Annotated in this window: 15 protein-coding genes; 10 read left to right on the forward strand and 5 right to left on the reverse strand. The window is 61.5% G+C overall.

The window, feature by feature from the left end; translation table 11 throughout:
- Nucleotides 1-204: 204 nt before the first annotated feature.
- The gene (locus J3U87_RS00310; RefSeq protein WP_237381024.1) at nucleotides 205-1,467 is read right to left on the reverse strand and encodes a hypothetical protein; all 1,263 of its coding nucleotides are present in this window, start codon (nucleotides 1,465-1,467) and stop codon (nucleotides 205-207) included.
- 409 nt (nucleotides 1,468-1,876) lie between these two features.
- On the opposite strand from J3U87_RS00310, the gene J3U87_RS00315 reads away from it, so the two are divergent.
- From J3U87_RS00315 to J3U87_RS00340, 6 genes are all read left to right on the forward strand, one after another.
- Nucleotides 1,877-2,779: an Nmad3 family putative nucleotide modification protein gene (locus J3U87_RS00315; protein ID WP_237381026.1), complete on the forward strand. Its 903-nt coding sequence runs from the start codon at nucleotides 1,877-1,879 to the stop codon at nucleotides 2,777-2,779.
- 398 nt (nucleotides 2,780-3,177) lie between these two features.
- Nucleotides 3,178-4,548: a M16 family metallopeptidase gene (locus J3U87_RS00320; RefSeq protein WP_237381027.1), complete on the forward strand. Its 1,371-nt coding sequence runs from the start codon at nucleotides 3,178-3,180 to the stop codon at nucleotides 4,546-4,548.
- A 13-nt stretch (nucleotides 4,549-4,561) separates the two neighbouring features.
- The gene (locus J3U87_RS00325; RefSeq protein WP_237381028.1) at nucleotides 4,562-5,998 is read left to right on the forward strand and encodes a M16 family metallopeptidase; all 1,437 of its coding nucleotides are present in this window, start codon (nucleotides 4,562-4,564) and stop codon (nucleotides 5,996-5,998) included.
- Nucleotides 5,999-6,213: 215 nt separating this feature from the next.
- The gene (htpG, locus tag J3U87_RS00330; RefSeq protein ID WP_237381029.1) at nucleotides 6,214-8,055 is read left to right on the forward strand and encodes a molecular chaperone HtpG; all 1,842 of its coding nucleotides are present in this window, start codon (nucleotides 6,214-6,216) and stop codon (nucleotides 8,053-8,055) included.
- 198 nt (nucleotides 8,056-8,253) lie between these two features.
- Entirely contained in the window at nucleotides 8,254-9,066 is an 813-nt protein-coding gene (locus tag J3U87_RS00335; protein WP_237381030.1) for a LytR/AlgR family response regulator transcription factor, read from the forward strand.
- Nucleotides 9,067-9,213: 147 nt separating this feature from the next.
- Nucleotides 9,214-10,194, forward strand: a complete 981-nt coding sequence (locus tag J3U87_RS00340) for a sulfotransferase family protein (RefSeq protein WP_237381031.1) — start codon at nucleotides 9,214-9,216, stop codon at nucleotides 10,192-10,194.
- Nucleotides 10,195-10,403: 209 nt separating this feature from the next.
- On the opposite strand, the gene J3U87_RS00345 is transcribed toward J3U87_RS00340, so the two are convergent.
- Together J3U87_RS00345 and J3U87_RS00350 are read right to left on the reverse strand one after the other, a co-directional pair.
- A complete protein-coding gene (locus J3U87_RS00345; protein ID WP_237381032.1) occupies nucleotides 10,404-10,883 on the reverse strand; it encodes an Mpo1 family 2-hydroxy fatty acid dioxygenase in 480 nt (159 codons plus the stop codon).
- A 125-nt stretch (nucleotides 10,884-11,008) separates the two neighbouring features.
- Nucleotides 11,009-11,797: a helix-turn-helix domain-containing protein gene (locus tag J3U87_RS00350; RefSeq protein ID WP_237381033.1), complete on the reverse strand. Its 789-nt coding sequence runs from the start codon at nucleotides 11,795-11,797 to the stop codon at nucleotides 11,009-11,011.
- A 322-nt stretch (nucleotides 11,798-12,119) separates the two neighbouring features.
- Between J3U87_RS00350 and J3U87_RS00355 the strand changes: the two genes are divergently transcribed.
- The 4 genes from J3U87_RS00355 to J3U87_RS00370 all read left to right on the forward strand — a co-directional run bounded on the left by J3U87_RS00355 (nucleotide 12,120) and on the right by J3U87_RS00370 (nucleotide 14,925).
- Nucleotides 12,120-12,527, forward strand: coding sequence for a hypothetical protein (locus J3U87_RS00355; protein WP_237381034.1), 408 nt, complete (start codon nucleotides 12,120-12,122; stop codon nucleotides 12,525-12,527).
- Nucleotides 12,528-13,286: 759 nt separating this feature from the next.
- Nucleotides 13,287-13,802, forward strand: a complete 516-nt coding sequence (locus tag J3U87_RS00360; protein ID WP_237381035.1) for a hypothetical protein — start codon at nucleotides 13,287-13,289, stop codon at nucleotides 13,800-13,802.
- Nucleotides 13,795-14,292 carry a CesT family type III secretion system chaperone gene (locus tag J3U87_RS00365; protein ID WP_237381036.1) on the forward strand — a complete coding sequence of 166 codons (498 nt, stop codon included), beginning with the start codon at nucleotides 13,795-13,797 and terminating at the stop codon, nucleotides 14,290-14,292. Before J3U87_RS00360 ends, J3U87_RS00365 begins: the two co-directional genes overlap by 8 nt.
- A gap of 150 nt (nucleotides 14,293-14,442) precedes the next feature.
- Nucleotides 14,443-14,925: a CesT family type III secretion system chaperone gene (locus J3U87_RS00370; RefSeq protein WP_237381037.1), complete on the forward strand. Its 483-nt coding sequence runs from the start codon at nucleotides 14,443-14,445 to the stop codon at nucleotides 14,923-14,925.
- Between the two features lie 481 nt (nucleotides 14,926-15,406).
- Here the strand turns inward: J3U87_RS00370 and J3U87_RS00375 are convergent, their stop codons facing one another.
- The gene (locus J3U87_RS00375; protein WP_237381038.1) at nucleotides 15,407-15,997 is read right to left on the reverse strand and encodes a hypothetical protein; all 591 of its coding nucleotides are present in this window, start codon (nucleotides 15,995-15,997) and stop codon (nucleotides 15,407-15,409) included.
- A complete protein-coding gene (locus J3U87_RS00380; protein ID WP_237381039.1) occupies nucleotides 15,994-23,331 on the reverse strand; it encodes an RHS repeat domain-containing protein in 7,338 nt (2,445 codons plus the stop codon). Before J3U87_RS00380 ends, J3U87_RS00375 begins: the two co-directional genes overlap by 4 nt.
- Nucleotides 23,332-23,361 lie beyond the last annotated feature (30 nt).

The following is a 23,361-nucleotide window of genomic DNA, read 5'->3' on the forward strand; positions in this document are numbered from 1 at the left end:
GATTTCCTCCCCAACCCTTTTCAGACTGTCATTACAAGTTGAAAACGATTGTACTCCCGGGAATTCTCGCGCGGGTATCGGATTTTTAACCCATCTCCTCGAGTCAAAGGCCCTGTCGGTGTCTGGCACCCGAAACGGGAGCCCGTGCCCATCCGGTCGAAATATCCTGGATGTAGCGATGGCGCACTTGCCCGATTGCTCCCATCACCGTTCGTTGATAGGTCCCCGATCGCGGTTGAAATAGGTCTTGATGGCCGTGCTGAGCAGGTGTGCGATGCGATCCACATTTTCGGCGATCAATCCGCCGGGACCCTGTACCGGGTGCAGCCCAATTTCGTCCTCGAACCGCCAAATCAGGTCTTTGCGAACCTCGATCGCCAACGAACTCAGGCGATTCGGCGAAAGCCGGAAATCCATGATGATCTCGCGGCGATGCTCTATCAGGTAGGTCTCTATTTCCTGATAGGCACGCCGCGCGGCGTTGAAGCGGCGCAATTGGCCACGCGGAGGTTGGCGATACATGTGCAGATAGCTGCGCAACATCTCGCTTTGGGTGCAACGCAGGTTGGTGTCCAGCAACATGGCCCAGACCATATCGAAATCTTCGCGGTTCTTTTTCTCCGGGAACAGACTCTCGAACCGTTGCTTGAGGAAGCGGAAAAAGCTCCAGATCTGGCTACGTACCTCGACGCTGCCGTCCGGCAGCAGGTAGGGATAGTTGAGGCCGACACCGATGCCGTTCTTCTCCAATGTCAAGGCCATGCGGGCGGTGAGCCGTCGATCGGCGGTGAACTCGGCGAGTTCGTCGGGGAACAGGCGATCGAAGAGGCCGTAGGGCATGCGGGTGTTCGCCTGAAAACTCAGGGACCGATAGATCAGGCTGACCTCGGGCCGCAGGGTGCCTTTGTCGGCGTGTCCCACGGCGGGGTTGTACTTGTCGTAAGTGTGGATGTCGAGAATCAGCATCTTGCCGGGCATGGCGTCTTCGAAGACCTGCGACGCCTCGTCGTAACAGGCCTCCAACAGGTGGGTCCTCTCGCCGTGATCGAGAAAATAGGAAAAGGGGTAGTTGATCGCGTAACGGTCCAGATGACCGGCCTCGGGCGGGGTGATGCCCGGGAAGCGTCCGAAATCCATCAGGACCCGCGCCAGGTTGACCCGCAGGTAGCCCGGCAACCCCAGGTACTCGGATAACTTCTGCGATAACTGGAAGGTACCCCAGTCCTTTTCGGTGAAATAGCCCTGCTCGAGAATGTGACCGATACCCAAGGGTCCGCGTTTGATCAGCGCATCGTGAAAGGGGTTGGGAATCAGGTCGCCGCCGTGGATCGAATGAACCATGATCCGGTCGCGGTAGAGATGGTCGTAATCCAGCTCCCGATCCGGGTCGAACCCGGGATTCTCCACGAAGGTCATGGGGCGAAATTGGTCGACGACCTGCATACTGTCTGACGCATTGGGTTCCATGCACGTCCTCTGGTGTTTTTGTCGAGAAACCTGGCGCGAAGGGCAGCGCGACCGGCGATCGTCCTTCTGGCGAGAATGAAGCATTATACCCAAGCTGGGCGATCAGGTAGCGGCAATCGGAACCCGAAGGGACGCGAACATCCAAAGGTCGCCTGTCCGAAAGCGAAACTTCGTCGAAAGAAAAGGCCCGGACCGGTCCGAAAAGCGATGAAAAAGCTCGAGCTCCTCGAACGACGGGCCGCCTCCAATCATCTGCAAGCATTGGAGATCTCGTAGCCTGTCACCGGACGGTCTCCCAGCGTGGCGAGGCCCGGATCATCGCGTCGCGTCGTCTGCTCCCTCGAATTTTCCGGTCTTCGCCACCCGTCCGGGTTAGGATGGGATCGTTTTTTAGGGGAGGTGGTCACGCGTGAAGCTGGTTCTCAGTCGAAAAGGGTTCGATTCTTCGGCCGGAGGGTGCGCCAACCCGATCCTTCCGGACGGCAGTCTGTGGCCCCTCCCGATTCCCGATGAAGACTCGCCATTTCGCTACGGCCAACTCCAACGCAACGGGATCGGCCTTGCCGACCTGCTCGCCGACCTGACACGCGGGCGAGTGGCGGCGAGCATGGGCGCCCATCTGGACCCCGACCTCGAACGCGACGATCTGACCGAACGCACCGATCCCCATTGGCAACCGACTTTCGGCCAGCAGGGCGCCGCGTTGGGCCACTTGTTCAAACAGGGCATTTCACCAGGCGACCTGTTCCTGTTCTACGGCTGGTTCCGCGAGATCGAGACCACCCACTCCGGCTGGCGCTTTCGCAAATCGGCCGAGGATCGCCACATCCTGTTCGGCTGGTTCCAAATCGATCGCTGGCTGGACATGAGCCGGACCCAAAACCGCAATCGCTGGCAGGCGCGCCACCCTCACGCCCACGGAACGCGCGCCAATCCCAACGTCCTGTTCCTCGCGCCCAAACGCCTGCGCCTGGGCGGCGAACGCACGCGATTTCCCGGCGCCGGTTCCTTCTCCGGCATCACACCCGGCCAGGTGCTCACCGAACCGGGCGGCGCGCGCGGCGATTGGCTGTTGCCATCGTGGTTCCATCCCGAGGGGCGGGCCTCGGTACTCAGTTACCACGCCGATCCCAAACGATGGCGACAGGCTCCCGAAGGCACGCGGCTGCGCAACGTCAATCGCGGCCAGGAGTTCGTGCTGGATCTGGATCATTATCCCGAGGCTCACGACTGGCTGCACCAGTTGTTCACTGCGGCCAAAGCGACACCGGCCCACGATTCCGAAAAATCGATCCCTTTTCCGTGTGAATGACGCGTTGTTTTTAGAGTCCTTGTGTCCGCAACGGGGTAATCCGGAACTCGGTCGTTCGATTTTCGCTTCAGGTCCAGATTTTTTCCGGTAAGGTTCTTGATGATTAAACCCAGCCCAGGCGTTTCGAGTAGATTCGCTATACAGGTTGAGAAGTGAACCGGCAGGAAACGGCGCGGGCGTACTCGAGCTTCGGTCCGAGGTTTCAAAGCCCGGCATTCATCCGAAGGATCGGCACCGTTCCCCACCGGGCTTCGATTGGGTTTCACGCTCGATCTCCAACCGTGGTTCGACGCGACAAGGTCCGTCGGGATTTCCCGTGATTCTGGCTGGGAGGCAGGAATTTCCAATTCGGGAAGTCCAAAACGGCGGCGCAAATGCCATTTATTCGAGGGTTTTCTATGAAACACTTTTTGGGGCTGACACCCCGTTTGTTGGGCCTGTTGGCCTGCCTGGCGATTCCGGTCACGGCCGGCGACGCCGCCGTGGGCCTACCCCACGTTCGTTATGAGCTGGAGAACGGACTTACCGTCATTCTCCAGGAAGACCATTCCACCCCCATGGTGGCCGTCAACATCTGGTACCACGTCGGCAGCGGTCACGAGAAGAAGGGTCGCACCGGCTTCGCCCACCTCTTCGAGCACATCCTGTTCGAGGGCTCGGAACACGTGCCGGAAGGAAAATTCGACGAATGGCTGGAAACCGTCGGCGGCAACAACAACGGATCCACCACCATCGATCGCACCAATTACTTCGAAATCCTACCGAGCCATGCCCTGGAAATGGCCTTGTTCCTGGAATCGGATCGCATGGGCTGGCTTTTGGGCAGTATGTCGGAAGCCAAGGTCGACGGTCAGCGCGACGTCGTCAAGAACGAGCGCCGCCAACGGGTGGAAAACGCACCCTACGGCATGGTGTGGCCCACGATGTCGGAACTCATGTTTCCCGAGGGCCACCCCTATTCCTGGCCGACCATCGGCTACATGGAAGATCTCAGCGCGGCAAGCTACGAGGATGTGGTCACTTTTTTCAAAACCTATTACGGACCCAACAACGCCAGCCTGGTCATCGTGGGCGACATCGAGATCGAAGCCACCAAGAAACTGGTGGAGAAATGGTTCGGCGAGATACCCCGCGGTCAGCCGATTCCGGCCATCGATCGTCCCGGCGTGAATTTCAACGAAGAAAAGCGCGTGGTCTTGGAGGACCGGGTTCAATTGGAACGGGTTCACCTGATGTGGCATACTCCGCCGGCCTTCTCCGCCGGAGCCGCCGGCTTGGAAATGCTGAGCCAGGTGCTGGCGGGCGGTAAGACCTCGCGCCTGTACAAGCGCCTCGTGTACGACCTTCAAATCGCTCAGGACGTGTTCGCGTTCAACTATTCCGGCAAGCTGGGCAGCACCTTCATCATCGGGTCCACCGCCAGCGACGGCCACACCGCCGCCGAAGTCGAAAAGGTGATCGACGAGGAGATGGCCCGCCTGCTGCGCGAGCCGCCTAGCGAACGCGAACTGAAGCGCGCTTTCAACCAATTGCACGCCAGCACACTGGACCGACTGGAAGGCATCGAGTTCAAAGCCGATATCCTCAATCGATATTATTTCTATACCGGCAATCCGGACTACCTGAACGAGTGGATTCGACGGTTGGGTGCCGTGGATTCGACCGATCTGGCCAACCTGACCCAAACCTATCTGAAGCCCCATGTGCGCGGCGTCATCACGGTCGTGCCGAAGAAAGAAGATTCCGAACAAGGGGGCAAAGGTGAATAAACGAGTGATCCCAATGAAAACGATCATCCTGGCCATGTGCAGCCTCTGCCTCTCCGCTTCGGTGTGGGCCGCCGGTGTCGACCGCAGCCAGCCGCCGAAGGTCGGCGAACCCAAGACGTACCGCCCGCTGGAGCCGACACGATTCACGTTGAGCAACGGTTTGGAAGTCCTGTTCTTCGAGAAGCACGGCGTCCCCCTGATGCACCTGTCCGCCATGATCCACACCGGATCGGCCGACGAGAAAAAAGGCGACGAAGGCTTGGCCACGCTTGTCGCGGAAACCCTGGACGAGGGTGCCGGCGGTCGCACATCTTTGGAACTCGCCGATGAAATCGACTATCTCGGTGCCGACTTGCGGGTCGAGTTGGACGAACACGCCATTCTCGTGTCGCTCCATTCGACGGTCGCCAACTTCGATCCGGCCTCGAACCTGTTCCGCGACCTGTTGATGCGCCCCGACTTCCCGAAGAAGGAACTGAAGCGCATCCAAACCGAGCTGTACAACGAGATGCTGTCCACCTACGACGATCCCTCCAACGTGGCGAACCTGTTCTTCGGCAAAATGGTCTACGGCGACGCCCATCCCTACGGTCGATGGACCACCCGCTTGGCCGTCGAGCGCGACAACACGTCGGTGTCCGACCTGAAGCGGTTCCACAAGGCGCATTTCGTCGCAGCGAACACCACGCTGGTCGCCGCCGGCGCCATGAAACCGGACACCTTCAAAGGTAAGCTGGAGGCCCTGTTGGGCAAGATGCCCAAGGGAAAAGCCTCCAAATCCGACATGCCCAAAGCCAAGCAGAACGGCAAACGTCGGGTCCATCTCGTCAACAAACCGGGCGCCGCCCAATCCTGCCTGCGCATCGGCTACCTGGGCATCGAGCCGGACCACAAGGACTACTTCCCGGTATTGGTGATGAACACCATCCTGGGTGGATCCTTCTCCAGCCGCATGAACCAGAACATCCGCGAAGAACACGGTTACGCCTACGGCGCGCGCACACGCTTCATCACGCGCCAGGGTCGCGGTCCCTTCATCGCCACCTCGAACGTGCAAACGGATGTCACGGACAAGGCCTTGAAGGAAATGTTCAGCGAACTCAGGGAGATCAGTGAAACGGTCAGCGAAGAGGAAGTCATGCGGGCCCGCAACTACCTGTCCCTGGGCTTTCCGTCCCAATTCCAATCCGTGGCCGGCATCGTCAGCTACCACGTCAACCTGTTGCACTCCGGCCAGCCGCTGTCGCGCACGGCGGAATACGCCGCGAGCGTACAAAAAGTGACCCTCGCCGACGTGGTGCGGGTGGCCAAGGAACACGTCAAACCCCAAAAGATGTCCGTCACGATCGTGGGTGATCGGGCGGCCATCGAGAAAGGTGTCACCTCCTTGAAACTGGGTCCCATGACCCACTACGAACTGGAAGAGGCACTGGGCCCCAAGAGCCGCTGAGGTTCATAGGGAACGGGCGGATCTCGTGATTCGCCCGACCCTTGCGGGCCGCCGATCTCGTGACGGCAAAAACTTGAGTGCTTCATTCGTAGATTTATTGAGCATTTTTTCTTAACGCATCTCGCCGACGGTGATAGAATGCCCCCTGAAGAATTTCCAAGCGTCCGGCAACCCCTTCCCGCCGCGCGCCCAACACGTCTTTCAGGAGGATTGCCTTGAGCACTGCCGCCGAGCAACAATTCGAGTTCAAGACCGAAATCAAGGAATTGCTGCACCTGATCGTGCACACCCTTTACACCCACAAAGAAATCTTTTTGCGCGAACTGCTCTCCAACGCTTCCGACGCTCTGAGCAAGGTTCAATTCGAGGCGCTCACCAACGACAACCTTTACGACAAGGATCAGCCCCTCGAAATCAAGGTCACGCTCGACGAAGAGAACAAGACCCTGACCGTCGAAGACACCGGCATCGGCATGAGCCGCGACGAGTTGATCAAGCACATCGGCACCATCGCCCACTCCGGCACCAAGCGCTTCATCAAGGAACTCAAAGAGAATCAGGAAAAAGCCGCCAACCCGGAACTGATCGGTCAATTCGGTGTCGGCTTCTACTCGGTCTTCATGGTTGCCGACAAGGTCACCATCGACACCAAGTCCTTCGACGCCGAAACGCCCGCGATCAAATGGGAATCCGACGGCCTCGGGTCCTACACGATTCTGGAGAGCGAACGCCGCAAGCGCGGTACCGCGATCACGCTGCACCTGAAAGAAGAAGAAAACGAATTCGTGCAGAAATTCCGCGTCGAGAGCCTGATCAAACAGTACTCCAACTTCCTGCCCTTCCCCGTCTTGATCGGCGAAGACACCATCAACACGCCGGAAGCCCTGTGGCGCAAAAGCAAGAGCGAGATCAAGGAAGAAGAGTACAAAGAGTTCTACAAGACCGCGACCAACGCCTGGGACGAGCCCATGTTCTGGGAGCATTTCACCGCGGATGCGCCGGTCCAGTTCACCTCCGTCCTTTACGTACCCAAGAGCGCGCCCTACGAGTACTACAACCAGGACCTGGAACACGGCCTGAAGCTCTACGTCAAGCGCGTGTTCATCCAGGATGACTGCAAAGAGCTGGTCCCCAAGTTCATGCGCTTCCTGAAAGGCGTGGTCGAATCGGAAGACCTGCCGCTGAACGTCAGCCGCGAAACCATCCAGAGCAACGCGGTCATCCAGAAAATCAACAAGATCATCACCAAGAAGTTCCTCGACGCCCTGACCAAAATGGCGGAGAAAGAGGAAGAGAAATACCTGGAGTTCTGGAAGCAGTTCGGCCGTTACATCAAAGAAGGTGTTCACGGCGAGTTCAACCTGCGCGAAAAACTGCTGCCGCTGCTGCGCTTCCACTCCACCAAGCAGACGGAAAATCCGGTGGTCACCCTGAAATCCTACGCGGAGCACAAGGTCACCGACCAGAAGGCGATCTACTACGCCGTGGGCGAGAGCCTGGATCAGTTGCGCCGCAGCCCCCACCTGGAGTTCTTCACCCGCAACGACATCGAAGTGCTGCTGGTCACCGAGCCGATGGACGACCTGATCCTGAACAGCCTCGAGCCGTTCGAAGAGTTGAAGTTCATCAACGTGGAAAGTGGCGACCTGGAGCTGCCCGAAGAGCTGAAAAAGGAAATCGAAGAGCCGGAAGTGCCCGAAACGATGACCCAGCTCAAGGACAAGGTACGCGAAGTCCTTCAGGACAAGATCACCAACGTGCGCTTCAGCAAGGCATTGACCGACTCTCCCTGCCGCTTCTACAACGAGCAGGGCGGCATGTCCCACAACGTGCGCCGCATGATGTTCGCCGGGCCCAGCGCCATGGCCGCCGCGCCGCTCAAGCGCGATCTGGAACTGAACCCGGAACACCAATTCGTCAAGGCCCTCTCCGGCCGCCTGGAAACGGAAAGCATCAACGATCAGATCAAGTTGCTGTACCACATGGCGAGCTTGTTGGAAGGCTCCGTGGACGACGCCCAAGAGCTGGCCAGCCTGGTGCTGCCGCTTCTGCGCTGATTTCTGCATCGCGACTTCGCGACTCGATCGAAGGGGTGAACGGGCGACCGTTCGCCCTTTTTTCGTTTTTGGGGCCTTCAGGCGAATTCCTGCGGTGCACCGGGCCGGGCTGTTCTACAATCAAATCACCCGCCGCCCCACCGAATCCCTCGAGTGGTTTCCCGCCCCCCACCCTTCCCCCGCTTCGAGCTTTGCGTCATGTCCATCCGCACCCTGATCGTCGACGATGAACCCCTTGCCCGCGACAACCTCGCCTGGTTTTGCGACCGCGAGCCCGACCTGGCCCCGGTCACGCTCTGCGCCAACGGCTACGAGGCCTTGGACCGGCTGCGTGCCGAGGCCGTGGACCTGATGTTTCTAGACGTTCAGATGCCGCGCCTCTCGGGATTCGAGGTGCTCGGCCAACTCGAGCAGGCGCGCCGCCCCCTGGTGGTGTTCACGACCGCGTTCGACCAGTACGCCATTCGCGCCTTCGAGGTGAACGCGGTCGATTACCTGTTGAAGCCGATCGAGGAGGCGGGGTTCCGCCGAGCCACCGAGCGCGCCCGAACCCGTTTGGCCTCGCGGGCAGTGGCGGAATACGACCGCAACGTTCAGCGCATGCTCGCGGAGATTCGGACACCGAAACCGGCGGAACCAGTTGCGGAAGCGGAGGATGCGGATGCGACGTCGCCGGGTTACGCGCGCCGGTTCATGGTCAAGTCGGCCGGCGAGCTGGTCTACGTGGACGTGGACGACATCGATTGGCTGGAAACCGCCGGCAATTACGTGGAGCTCCACGTGGGACCGCGAACCCATTTGCTGCGCGAGACCATGAACAACATGGAGCGCAGGCTGGATCCGAAACAATTCGTGCGTGTCCACCGGCGTATCATTCTCAACGCGCGACGCGTGGTGAGCTTCAAGCCGTGCTTTCGGGGCGAATTTCTGGCCAGGTTGGATGGCGGTGCCGAACTGAAAATGAGCCGCCGCTATCGAGCCGGATGGAAGTGGCTGTTGAACGAGGCCTGAGTTGGGCCATAACGAAAAGATCATGATCGATCGACCCCTACGTCGATCGAGCCGAGCCTCCATGGGTTTTCGCTTGGCCCCCGGGATGAACGAGTTACAATGGCCCATCCTATTCACCATCCCGGCTCGACGTTGTGAGGTCCCCGCTTGCCGCCCCAACTGGAACGACTGCTCTACACCCTGCGGACCTACGCCTGGCTTTGGGATCCACGTCGCTTTACGAACTTGCCCGAGCTGAAAATCGATCGCCCCATTTTCCTCGTGGGCACACAGGGCGGCGGCCTGACCCTGTTGTCGCGCATGCTGCGCAGGCACCCCCAGGCGATTTCCGCTTCGGGCGACCATCGCTATTGGACCAGTTCGGACGAAATCCAGAACACCATGGGCCTGATCCTGCCCGATTCGCTTTCCGGCATTCGGTTCAAGGCTCCGCCGCACCCGCACTTCACACCGCCGCGAAGCTGGTGTTACGCGGCCCGCGACCTTTTCCCGCGCTACCGTCGCCGGGCCGAAGACGCCGATCTCGATCAGGCCGCGCGCTTCAAACACTGCATTCGGCTTGCCGCCGTGCGCCATGCACCGGATCGGCAGAACTTCCGCTTCGTCGACAAGAGCCAGTCGTTCATCGTCCGCGCGGGCCTGGTCTGGCGTCTGCTCGAAGATTGCCAACCGCAATTCGTGTTGGTGCCGCGCGATCCCTACGTTTCGGTTCAGCGGGCGGCGGAAGGCAAGGCCGGGGACATGCGCCGCTACGCCTCCTTCCTGAGTCTCGAAGAGCGCATCGACATTTGCGCGGAGCACTATGCCAACTCGTTCCGATCCTTTTTCGAAGATGCCGAAAGCGAAGGCTTCCCTTACCATCTGGTTCGCTTCGAGCGCCTGCTCGAGGCGCCGGAGGCGACTCTTCGAGCCCTGTGCACCTTTTGTGGCTTGGACTTTCGCGAGGATATGTTGCCCCAGGCCTCGCACCGACTACCGGTCGGTTCGCGCTATCGGGATCGCTGGTTTCCGTTGCGGGCAGACGTCAACCAGGCTTACCTGGATCGCCTGCATCCGCATACCGTGGCTCGGGTCAACCACCACTGCGAGGGCATGATCGAACGTCTGGGGTACGACGTCCGGCGATGAAGGTCCACCGACATCGGCAAGCCGGGAGCTCGCACGATGAATTCGAGTCCACGGTCGAGAACCGGACTGGATTTTTTAAATCGCAGAAAGGGCTTCTGGATGGGTTGGGGACGAAGCCGTCCAGGCCGTCGCGCCAACCTGGATGAATGGCCACAGGACACGCTTCAGAACGAGGGAATGCGATGGCAACCCCCGGTTAGCGAAAAGGTTCAATAACCGATGCCGAAGCGCCGAAAAAGAAAGTGCATCAGCCAGGCCGGACCGATCAACAGAAACTGGATATCCTTGAAAAAAGAGGGCTTCTTGCCTTCGATCTTGTGCCCGATGAATTGGCCGATCCAGGCCGCCACAAAGATGCCGAGCGAGGTCGCGAACAATGGTAAGGAGGAGGTGGCGAGCAGGTAATTGCCGAACAGGACGACGACCACCACCGGAATGAATCCCAGAAAAATGGGCTTGGAGAGCACGAAGTAGTAGACCAGGGGTAGCATGAGCACGAGGGTCGCCCAATTCAGATAGGGACCGAGCGGGCCGGGAAGGACACCCGCGAAATAACCGTGGGGAATGGACCAGAGCATGCCGGCCAGACTGAAGATGATCAGCGGAACGCAAATCCAGTGAATGGTTTTGTTGGTGGGGTTTTGGTGGCTCTCGCCGTATTCCGACAGCCACTGGTCGATGGATTTCATGCGAACCTCCTTTTTCGAGAATGTCACCCAAACAAGGACGGCACCGAGGCACAGGGAGACGGGTCATCCCGGGCAATCGCGGCCGCGCCGCTCCTTGGCAATGAGAATGATTGTCGATAACCCTATCACGCGCGCCAGGATTCACCTTGAACGATCCTGCTACGCGCCAGGATCCGAGAAGGCGGCAACCCGAACATCTCCCGGAACGTGCGGCTGAGGTGCGCGGAGTCGGCAAAACCCGCGGCGTGCGCGGCTTCGGTGAGGGTCCCACCCTCGGCCAGACAGGCGGTGGCCTGGCGAATGCGTGACCAGAGCACGAACCGGCGGATCGGCAGGCCCAATTGATCTTTGAAAACGTGCATGAGCCGGCCGGGCGACAGTTGGGCGATGGTCGCCAGCTCTTCGTTGGTCGGACAGTCCGGTAAGGTTCGCCGAATGGCGTCCAGCACGCGTCGCAGGCGAGGATCCAGCGGGGCCCTGGGAGCCTCGCGATCGCCCAGGAGGTCGAGCATGCGGCGACACAGGTCGAAGGCTTCCTCGGCCGCGAGTTCGCCGTCCCTCAGTGCCGGGAACGCACCCGCCAGCGAAGCCCAGACCGAGTCCGGCAGCTCCTGGATCGGTTTGGCCCGCGCACGTTCACGCGCACCGCGGAAGTGAGGGGCATCCGGATCGACCTGAACCACGATCATGGGTCCGGGTGTGGCTTCGAGGCAGTGCGCCGTGTTGGGCGCGACCAAAATCGCCCGATGGTCTCGGGCTTCGCCGGCAGCGAGGCGCAGGCGAAAGGGACAGGCGGGATCCACGGCCAGGAGCAGTGAGGCGGCATAGTGGCGATGCAAGTGGTTGGCGAGCGAAACGTGCCCCGCAAACAGGAACATCCCATCCCAGAGATAGATGGTGGCGTCTTGGGTCATCGCGAAACGCGACCTCCGGTTTTGAGTATTCGGTTCCATTTGGGGCGACCGCCGATTGCGATCCGGGAACGGTGGGCACGGCAGGAGAACGGCAAGGGGTTTTGGCAAATTGTACCCCAGAAGGCGACGACCCATGATCGCGTTCCCCGGAACCGGCAGGTACGGCGTCCGGACGCACGCCGCAAGTCATCCAAGAGCCTGCCCAGAGATGAGATATGATGGGCCCACCAAGGCCTCCCCGCCCCATGGGCGACGAGGCGAAGCACTCGGCGGCCGATGAGGGGCCGAGTTCCCAACGATCTACGATTCCACGGAGGCCCGCATGCTGTGGCGCTACTTCGCCGACCTGTCCGGAGTCAAAATCGCCTTGTGGTGTTATTTGATTTGGTACTTGAACGTCTTGAGCCGTTATTTCGACGCCGACCCGAAGCTATGGCTGACGTCCTTGGGCATTTCGTTCATCGTGGGTTTCGCCAACAACCTCAACGCCATGACCGCGGGTCAGAAAAGCCTGGAAAAGAAGCGTCCCAGTTTGTGGGTGGCCTTCCGTTTTTTCCTGGCGCCGTTCTGCGTCTCCAGTTTCGCCGCCATGGTGAAAGGCCAGGGTTTCTTTTTGGTCTTTCCACCCACCTTTCGAGAGAATGCAACCGGCCTGGCCGCATGCCTGGCCTTCGTCGCACTGATCATGGGGAGCCGGTACCGGAAGCGGCATCCACCCAACGCAACCTGAACAGCCTTGGAGAATCAGCCAAAAAATCGGGAACCCCCTCATACCGGGAACCACGTCCACCCCGGTTGTGCGATCCGTGCGTTTCCGTTCGCACGCGCATGTGGCTCCCCGGAACCGGGCAAATCCATTGGAAGAAATGGTTTTTGGAAGTTCCGCCGCGGGGGAAACCGCCCTATTTCTCCAGGTGTTTCGGCCCCTCCGGCATCCGGACTGAATAACTGAGTTTCATTTGTTCTCCGCAACCAGATCGCTACACCCACCAAAAAACACACCTCTCCATTTTTCCTCCATATTCAACTTCTAGATTTTCCTTCCAACCAAGGTCTGCCTTTATCCTCGCCTAGGTCACCGGTGTGAAATAATCAGGTATTTTCTACAGAGACAGCTATTTACATGAGATAGAAGGAGGTTCGTCATGCCTCGTATCGATTCTCGCGAACAGCCGGGTTCGGCAACGGGTCCCCTCGCCGAAGATCCGAGAACCGCACTCACGAGCCGTGAAGACCGGGATTCCCCACTACGGGGCGCGGTCGTTTCCCCAACCCCCAAAACCCGCCTAGCCCTTTTTGATCCCGAGGTCGGAGCCCACTTGATCACCTCGGCGACCCAGGCTCCATTCGATCACCTGCATCAGGGAGACCGGGGCGATGACCCCGGTGATTCTCAACCGCAAGGAGCTGGCGTGCAACCGGATTCGGAGGAGGCTACACCGACGGGAGCCGGCGACGACCGTCGGTCGCCCAGGAAAGGAGCACCGACATGATGTGGACCCTCGCACTGTTTGCAGCCCACGTGGATGGTATCTCGATTCAGGTACAGAGCATGGAGGGAGAGGTCGTGGTGCTTTGCCGGGGGCGGCGGGTGGAAAGCCTGGAAGCCTTGTTGCACGTGGTGCCCGGGTTGCGACGCGAAGAACATTTGACCACCTATTGCCGGTTGGCCAATTATCTGAACACGTTCACCATGTTTCACATGATCCTGGAGCCCGAAACCTACCGACGCCAGTACGCGCAACTGCGCGGTTCGGCCGGCGAACCAAGCGTCACGTCGCGCGGCTACGGCCGCTTCGATCTGAGCGGGGTCGCCAAACCGGCCCTAATCGACGGAGTACCCGTCTTTTACGCGGAGAGCGTGGCGGGCGGCGTGCCCTACCAGGTGCAGGCGCCCTATCCCCATGCCGGACAGCGCGCGGAGATGACCTACGATCCCCTGCCTTATGCGCTCGAGGACGAGGATGCCGGCGAGACGGATGGGGCGGGAGGCGATCATGCGTGAGCACCCGGTGGTGAAGGGTTGGTTGGCTGCCCTCTCGAAAGAGGTGGGCACTTCTCTCGCTTTGAACGAAGAAGGCGTGTGCAGCCTGGGCGGCCTGCGGGAACCCGTCGTCTACCTGGCCGCAGGGGATGCACGCGAGCCCCTACATTTGTGGATTGATTTGAAGGACCTGGGACCCCTGGAGGACGACCACCGCGCGGACCTCATGCGTCGCGCCCTGGTATTGGACCTGGCCGGCCGCAAGACACGCGGCGCCTGCATCTCGCTGGATTCGACGGGACGACGCCTGGTTCTTGGCTATCGGGTGCCCGTCACGACATGCGACGACGCCTTCGTCAATATGGTGGGGTGCCTGCTGGAAACGGCGCTCGACCTGCTCCCCAAGCTCGACCCCGACAAGGTGCCTACCGTGGCCAACGAGATCGAATCCGCCAGACCCGCGCCACCCACAGCGGCGTCGGCCAAGCACGGGAACCTCACCCATTGCTGATCCGCTCTCCCGGCGCCGACAACCGAACGCTATGGCCTGGCACATGCCTGGCACGCGGAAGCGCACCTTATGCGATGGGTCGCGAACCTCCACCCCAAACAGGATCCGGCGATCTCGAGCAGCGAAGCGCCACCACGGAAAGGAGACAACATGAGTGCGACGGAAATATTGAATTCCTGGCTGATTTCGATCGGGGCGGAGGCCGGTCTCGCCCTGGCCTTGAACCAGAACGGCATGTGCGCGGTGCGCCGGGATGGCGGACCCCCCCTGATCTTGGAAGCCGACGACGACGATCCCAACCTCTCGATGATCTCCCCACTGGTGGATCTTGCCCGCTATGCGAGGTCGGAACGAACTCGTCTGCTCCAAAGCAGTTTGCAACTCAACCATTTGGGCGGGCTGGACGAACTCGGCATGCTGGCCCTGGATGAGGTCGGCGACCGGCTGTTGCTGACCTGGTCGATGCCGTTGACCCTGCTGGACAAGGTGAAGCTGGCGGAGACCATGGACGCGATGTTGCGCCTGGCGGCGCGCCTGAAAGCCACCTTCGACCGCGATTTCTCGGCAGAACGGGAGGCACCGTCCCGGCACCCCCTGCCGGAGTTCCCACCTCTGCCCGGTCTGCTCACCTGATGGGCCCGAGCCGGCCCGGCAGACGCCGGCAAGCCCGCGAGGGGCCGTGGGGTCCCGATGAGGTGAAGCGGCACGGAAGCGCACGTTTATGGTACGAGCAAGGAAAATAAACCCAAGAAGAAAACGCGTTTCGCGAACAACGGTATCCCTCCAGGATGCGACCGGCTCGAAAGGCCGTACATGATCAATGGGTGTGAGTGGGATTGTGAAAGTGGATGGGTACATCTTAGGTTCTGATAGGACGGTTGTCTCGGATTCTGCACAGGATGGCCGAGCCCCGCTTCAAGAGACAGGGACGCAATTTACTCGATCACTTCAGCCGGATCGAATTCGAAAAACAACGAGTCTCCTCGCTGTCAAGAAAAACGAGGTATTGCCAGTAGGTTTCTGCCTACATTGACAAACTCTAATCTGACAAAGTATGACTAGGGAGATAGATCCAAATCCAAACACCATCGTCAGATATTAAGCATCAATCAACTTAAAGTAAACTTCTCAAACCGAAAATATACTCACTCTCAGCCTTTTCATTCATATCAAATCTGCTAAAGCCCTCATTCACCAGTTTCGCTCTCAGATTCTCAATTTCAACAAGTGACACAAAGTACTCACCGTCTAAATCTTCAAAGTCAAGCGGATCATTCCGTAACAACTGCTCAAAGCGGGAAAAATAATCCAACGCATTTTCTCTATCTTCACGAGGAACATCTTTCAGCCTCACAAAAAAAGAAAGCGCATCTACCCTAACATATTTGTTCAAAAGATAGATATCAGCATATTTCCCTGAGTCATCAAACCACTTTAAAACTGGTCTTGGGCCCACATTAATAAATAGCTTTTCCCAATCATGAATAGAAAAGTGAATCCATAATTCGGGAAGAGAAAGCAGAAAATCTCGAACATACCTCAAAGAATATTCGCTCATATTAAACAAGATTACATCAAAAGCATTCACACACTTCAAAGAAGGCAAATACTGAACAAAGTACGCCCTTCCGGCAGTCTGACCAAAACCGTATCCACTTTCAATTTCTCTACACAGACTGTTTAGACCTGGAGTGCCACGCTTCATCTCAACCTCCTTTGTGATATCAACTTCCTTTTGGTAATCATTCCGGAATCATCGTGCCAGAATTTCCAAATTTCCAAAGTAGCTTCTTTCATGTTTACGCCAAGGGATTTAAATATTTCTGGAAACCGGGCTGCTTCACTTGGGGTTGGGCGATAATGACCAGACAAGTTGTCTATTCGTCGAACGTTACCTCTCCCCCCAAGCTTAATTTGGCCTGCGGCTAGAACATTTCTATTTTGCCCCAGAAATGCGTGTTTTACCCCGAGAACTAACTTTTTATCAAGAGTTATCACAAAGTCAACTTCACGAGGAAGTCCCTTGCTTACATCCATCACTCTACCGTCATTGATTTCAGCAACTTTGTAAATCCTTGACCCGGCTTCATATGGATCATCAGGGAACTTATTGGTTATCACTTTTTCGTATTGCACACGTTCCCAGGTCATTCGATTGTCAATCGACCTGTCAAGATCGTGCGCAATATTCTTCAACGAAATTGGATCATTTGCCTTGACTCCTAGATCGGCTTGCCGAGCGATATCTTCGATGTAGTCATCTACTTGACGGGCTACGCTACCTGGAATCTTGCGAGAAACTGACAAGCCTGCTTTTGGAAGCGAGGCCAATATGGTGATCGCTTCGACAAACTTGGTTGAGGCCACGCCAGCCTGGAAGTACTTCTTTTCTCCCGTGAGTGACACGGTATCTGCAAGACTGCTACCTCCCTCGGCACCAATGGTCTGGAAGATTCCTTTTTCCAACACCAGAGTCCTGATGGCCTTCTCAACCAGCTCGATGTAAGCGACATCATCTTCGATGCCATTCAGGGGCTCCAATCCCCAAATCTCAAGCGACTGGCTATGCTGAACCCGAAACTTCGCCGTGTTGTATCGATAGGTCAGCGCGCTGAAATCCTTCAAACCGAATAGGGTCTCTTTGGTCAACCCATAGGCCAGCCCCGCAGTGAACAACTTATCCGCAAATACATCGTTGAAATATGCTTTAGTTGACAACCCATCCGGGTCCCAGTACAGGATTGGGTTGCCGGCGGCGTAGGCGTAGGGCTCCTGGACCGTGGTGGGGTCGTAGAGGTCCGGCTCGCGGAAGTCGGGGTTGAGGAAATGGCCCAGCTTTGCGTCGTAGTAGCGGTGGTGCATCTGCGTCAGGCCGGTTTCCCAATCCATTACGTGACCGCCCAGGCCCAGTGGGGCGCTGGCGAAGACGCTGTCCGGCACCACGCCCGCCTCTGCACCCAGCGATGGGCTTTGGACCCGCTCGCCCCAGGGCGTCAGCGGGCTGAGGTACACCGTCCCGCTGGCCACGTGCTTGTACGCGTAGGGCGTTCCCAGGTGGTCCGTCGCGATGTAGTAGTCGTGGCCACCACCCGTGAGGTCCTTCAAGAAGGCCGGGCCCAGCGGGCCCTGGCCGATGGCGTGCGTCCACGCGATGCGCGGCGCTTCCGCCGTGCCGCGCTGCTGCCCGATCGCGATCACCCGCGAGCCGTGCCATGCGAACACCAACGGCACGTCGCTCGCCGGTGTCGCCGCCCGAATCCGGCGGTTCTGGTGGTCGTAGGCGTACGCACCCAAAACCTGGCCGTCCTCGCGGATCTCGGTCAAGCGCCGGAAACCGTCCCACGCGAACTCCCGCACACGGCCGTCGCGGTCATCGATCCGCGTCAGGTTGCCCAAGACTGGATCGTAGGCATAGACATCGATCCCGCCGGTACCGGTCACGCTGGCCACGCGGCGGTGATCGGCCGTGGCGTCGTGGGTGAAGACATCGTCGCGCACCACCGTGCCGTTCAATACCCGAGTCAGGCCGCCCAGGAGCTGGTTCCGCACCTCGCCGTAGCTTTCGGTCAGGGTGTCGGGGCCCTGGCTGCCCGTGCGCGTGATCTGGATCGACTGGAGCTGCTGCGCCTCGGTGTACTCGGGCTCCCAGGTTTCTTCGAGGCCCGGCGCCCTGCGCGTCACCTTGCTGATCTTCTTGTCCGGCGGACCCGCCTCGCCTGCTTCGCTGCACAGGCCCTCGCTCGGCACGTCCTCCCAGTCGAGGTCGAGTAGGAAGACGCCGCCATCACCCGTGATCGTGTCGAGCTGGCCCTTTTCGTCCTGTGCGAGGTCGAAGGTGGTGCCGTCGCCCCAGGCGATCCGGGTCGGCATGCCGTTGACCCACTCGGTAAAGGTCGCCTCCATGCCCATCGCGCGGATCTGGGTCTGGTTGCCGCCCGCGTCGTAGGCCATCTGGAAGCTGGGCCCCTGCGCGATGTCGATCAGGGTGACCTGACCGTCTTCGTAGCCGTACGACATCGTCACGCCATTGGGGTCGGTGTAGCTTTGGACCCGGTTGGGATCGGCCAGTCCTTCCTGTTGGCGCAGGTCCGCCAAATCGGGGTAGGTCCAGCTTCCCCAGGCGACCCCGTCGCGTGTCAGGCTCGTCAGGCGGCCCTCGGCGTCGTACCCGTAGACGTAGACTTCCTCGCTGCCCGGCTCGCCCGCCGTGATCTGTTCCAACCGACCCTGGCCGTACTGGTAGCTTCGCAGCAGGACTCCGCCGATCGTCACGCGGGTCATCCGGCCCAGGCCGTCGTAGCCGTATTCCTTGGTGGCCAGGCCCGGGTAGGTCACCTGTGACAGCCGGCCCTCGGCGTCGACGTCGGCCGTGACCCCGCCCGGCAGGTTGACGGTCGCGCTGTCGCCGCTGCCGAAGACCTGCAGCGGTTGGCCGTTGCCCACCGTCATGCTCGCCACCGCGCCCCAGCGGTTGTAGCTGTACTCGGTCAGCGGCTGGTTGCCCCGCTTGAGCCCCACCAGGTCGCCGTGGGCGTTGTAGTGCATCTGCGTCGGCAGTCCGCCCTTGCGGGTCAGGGTCGCGCAGCTCGGCCGGCCGCCCGGATGGTACTGGACCTCGATTCGCGCCACGTCGCCGATCTCGATGGTCTGCGGCTGCCCCAACGGGCTCCAGTTGCTGAAGTTCAGGTCGTGGCGGCCGCCCGTGATCGACGCCAGCCCCTGGCTCTCCTCGCTGTAGGCGAAGTCGTAGACCCGGTCGGGGGTGCGGACCTCGTCGACCCGGCCCAGCGCGTCGCGGACCCACTCGCGCGTGGTCACGCCGTTGTCGCGAAACGCCCGCGGCTGGCCGAAGCCGTTCAGCTCCAGCTCGCGCTCCGCGCCGTCGGGCAACGTCGCCCGGACCCGGCGGCCGAAGCGCTCGGGATCGACTTGGGTGCGGTTGCTCTCGAAGTCGTCGACCGTTCGGACCTGGCCGGTCTCGGCGTCGCGCCGGACCCGCATGGTCTTGCCGTTGCGGCTGACGTCGACCCCAGCCGACGCGTTGGCGATGTGCCGCGTGACCTCGGTGGTCGCGCCCAGCCAGGAGGTGCCGCGTTCGGTCAGCAGCGACATGCCCGCCTGGCCCTCCCGCTCGCGGCTGAACAGGGTCAACGTCTCGTTGCCGGAACGGTTGGGCTCGGTGGTGGTCACCGCGCGCAGGGTGTCCTGCCAGTCGTCGTAGCTGCGCTGGGTGCTGAGGCCGCGGGTGTCGGTCGTGCCCGTGGGCCGCCAGCGCCCGTCGTAGCCGTCGACCGACCAGTCCTGCCCGTGGGCGTTGGTCCCACCCGTGACGCGGTTGTAGCGGTCGTACGTGAAGGCCACGGACGTGGCCGCCTGGGCCCGTTTCGCCTGGCCGTCACCCAGCGTCGAGGCGACCGTCATCTGGGTCGGCATGCCCGCGCTGTTGAACGCGTCGGCGGTCACCTCGATCGGGCCCGAGCCGGCCTTGACCACGGCGCCCCGTCCGTTGACCTCGGCCGTGGTGGTCACGGTGTGACCTTCGCTCTTCTCCTCGGTCACCACGCGCAGCCGTCGCGGGCTGCCGGCAACCGTGGTGGCAGTCTCGGTTTCGCGCGCCTTGTCGACGCCGCTGCCGGACACCGTGGTGGTCACCGTCTGCCCGGCCGGGTCGGACCAGCGCGTCACGGTCGTGACGTCCTTGAACCCGTCCGCCACGGTGATCTTGCCCTTTTCATAGGTGATCACGATGGCGGGCTCGGCGACGTCTTCCCCCGACCCGTCGGCCTTGGCCGGGTCCTCGGGGAGCTTCTCGACGCGGGTCGCTCGACCGAAGACGTCGTAGGCGATGCGCACCCTGCCGACATCGGCCATCTGGGTTTCCACGACGCGGCCGAGCGCGTCGGTCACCAGGTGCTCCGCGTGGGATTCCCCCTCGGCTTGAACCGTCATCCCCTGGATGACCGGACCTTCCCCGCCCTGCACGACGTTGTAGGTGGTCGTGACACTGCTGCCCGCCTGGCCGGTGACGATCCGCGTCGGCAGGGACGTGGTCCCGAAATACGCGTAGGTTTCGGTCTGGCCGGTTTGGGTGTCGGTGGTGCGCGCCAACCGGCCTAACGCGTCATAGGTATAGGCCTGGTTGCGGGGGTCCGGCGCGGTTCGACGTTCCGCCGTGACCCGGCCCCAGATGTCGTAGTCGGTCTCGGTGGTGACCTCGATGCTTTGGTCCACGACCGCCACCCGCGGCCCCTGACCCGCAACGACCTCGTAGTCGAGGTTCAGCGTGCGGCCCAGTGTGACGTCGGTCGCGGTGTCGAGCCGGCCCAAGCCGTCGTAGGTGAACCGGTTCGTGACGTCGAGGTGGGTTTCCTCGGTCACGTCGCCGAACGGGTTGAGGCGACGCTCGGTCATGGCCTTGCCACTCCCGGGCAGGTTCAGGGTCCGCACGCTGAAGGAATCCGCGTCCAGGTCCTTGCCGCTGGGGCGGTAGTGGACCGAAGCGGTCCCGCCCTGGATTCGGCCCACGAGATCTTCTGTTCGGATGGGCACGCCGCTGGTGCTGAAGAAGGTGGTGTGGGTCGCGCTGGTGCCGCCCTCGCCCGAGGCGGTGGCGTCGGAGACCCGCAGGAACGCCTGCGTCACGTCGTAGCGCAGGGTGCCGCCCACGGCGTCGGTCGTGGTGGCGGGCGTCTCGATCCACCAGGGCATGGCTTGGTAGGTCCAGCTCTGGCTGGCGCCGTGGATCTGGTGGGCGGTCAGGCGGCCCAAGCCGTCGTAGTCGAAGGTCTGATCGCCGAAGCCGTCGCCCGTCAGCAGCCACTGGTGGATGGGCAGGATCGAGCCCCCCATCGCCACGGCCGTGCCGCCCTGATCGGGATCGAAGCGGAACCCGTCCAGCTTGCGCCGTTCCCAGGTTCGCGAGAAGGTGTGGGTTGCGTCGACCCCTGCGAAGGTGTAGCCCGAGGACAACCGCGTCCCGCCCACCGTGGCGAAGGTCCGACCCAGTTCCGGCACCTCGCCGCAGCCCGGCAGGGCCACCGACACGACGCGGCCGCTCGTCCCGTCGCGGGTGACGTCGAGACTCTGGAGGCAGTAGCCGTCGCCCAGGTGCGATGCGGCCAGGCTGTTCTCCGGGTACTGGGCTTCGAAGACCACGTCATCGTCGCCCGCGTGCAGCGCCTCGACCTTGACCAACCGCCGCAGTTTGAGCTGGCCCACTTCGGCCACGGGTTCGCTCCAGGTCAAAGTGTAGCCGCGCGGTGTCCCGCCGCCGCTGGTGGTTTGGTTCAGTTCCACCCGGGCCAGGTAGCCGTCGTCCGTGTAGGCGTAGGTGCCCCGGATGCTGCGGGTCTGCATCGTCTGGGTCTCGATCACGGTGCCGACCGGGTTCATCTTCCAGGTCCGGTCGACGGTGCGCCGGCCGCCGCGGTCGTTGGGCGCGTCCCACAGCTCGGTGGGGAAGCGGGCCGCGTCCTCCGCCCCCATCCGGTTCTTCCAGGGGTAGTCGACCCGCTCGGTCAACTGGACCTCGCCGTAGAGCGCGCCCGGCGCCTGCATCGAGCCCGGGAAGCGCATCAGCGGGAAGCGGAGCCGGTCGGTTTCGTCGCTCGCGCGGGTCTTCTCGTTGATCTGGCCCAGCAGGTCGCGGTACTCGGGCCAACGCAGTTTGCTGCGGAGCTTGTAGACGACGTTGCCGCGGTGGATCAGGTGCCAAGGGCCGCGGTCCGGGAAGCGGCGCACCTGGCTGAGGGCGTCGTTGCGCACCCCGACCTGGTCCCCCTCCTCGGCGAGGCCGGCCTGGATCTGGAACTGGCCCGGTTGCTCGAAGATCAGCCGCTGGTGGACCTTGGCGCCCGTGAAGTCGCGGGCGATGGTCCCCTCGGATTTGGTGGCCGTACCGCCTTCACCCGGCTCCGGGGCGGCGCCGTCGACCGCGGCCACGTCCTGCGGCCGCCACCAGACCGGCATGGCCTGGTAGAGCCGCGCGCCGTCCAGCATGCCGACCCCGTACGGCCCGCTGCCGAAGGCGTAGTCGCGGTGGAAACTGCGGCGCCAGCTCAGGTCGAGCCGGGCATCGCGGGCGCTCACGGCGAGGTCGGTCTGGTGCAGTTCGGGCGAACCGGCCAGCAGGTCGAGGCCGCCGTGGAAGCGGAGGTCGTCCACGTAGCGGGTCGGCACGCTGTGCCAGGCCACCAGGAACGGCAGGGTCCGCTGCATCACGGTGGTGCCCTGGCGGGTGAGGGTCAAGGCCACCTCGCCCTTCAGGAACCCGTGCTCGCGCAGGGCCTTGGCCTGGTTCTGGATCGCAACGTTCAGCTTCCGGGTGTCGAAGCCCACCAGCGTCCGAGCCTTCGCGTCCTTGACCTCGTGGACCACCTCGGCCGCGCCGGACTCGCCTTCGAGGCGGTAGGTCAGCTTCAGGCTCTCCTGGGCGAAGACCTCGACCTCGAAGGTGCCCATCTCAACCGTGAAGGCCAGTTCGGTCTGGGCCTCGCCCGTTCCGCCAGCCGGCACTTCGCCCTCGACAGCCAGGTCGGTGGCGTAGAGCACGCCGTAGGGCTGGTGGGTCAGCATGCCCTGCGGGTCGCGGATCCGGCCGCTCGTGTCGTGCCGCGCCGTGCCGGCCTGCCAGCGGGCCAGGTCGTAGGTCAGCCAGCCGAAGGTCCGGTAGGGGTTGCTCGCCAGCGGCAGGCGGCGCAGGCGCTCGTCCGACAGGCTCCAGTAGAGCGCGCCGTCGTGCATGAACAACTGGCGCCCCACCGGGGCTTGGTCCGCGTCACCGTCGATCCAGGTCAGGAACATCTCCTCCGCGAACGCCTGGTCGAGGGTCCATTGGCTGACACCTTGCGCCCGGCCTCGGGCGTAGAGCGCGCGCAGGTCCAGCACGCCGACGCCCACCTCTTCGTTGCCGATTCGGGTCCGCACCGCCACCAGGCCGTGGGCGCGGTCGGAAGGCCAGGCCCAGGAACCCGCCAGGCAGGTGCAGGGTGAAGCGCGGCGGGGTATCCTGGTCGAGGTCGGCCTTCTCGGGGACTTCATATATATAGAGGGAACCGTCCTGGTCGAGGC

Origin of the sequence: Sulfidibacter corallicola (assembly GCF_017498545.1) — a bacterium.
GTDB lineage: Bacteria > Acidobacteriota > Holophagae > Acanthopleuribacterales > Acanthopleuribacteraceae > Sulfidibacter > Sulfidibacter corallicola.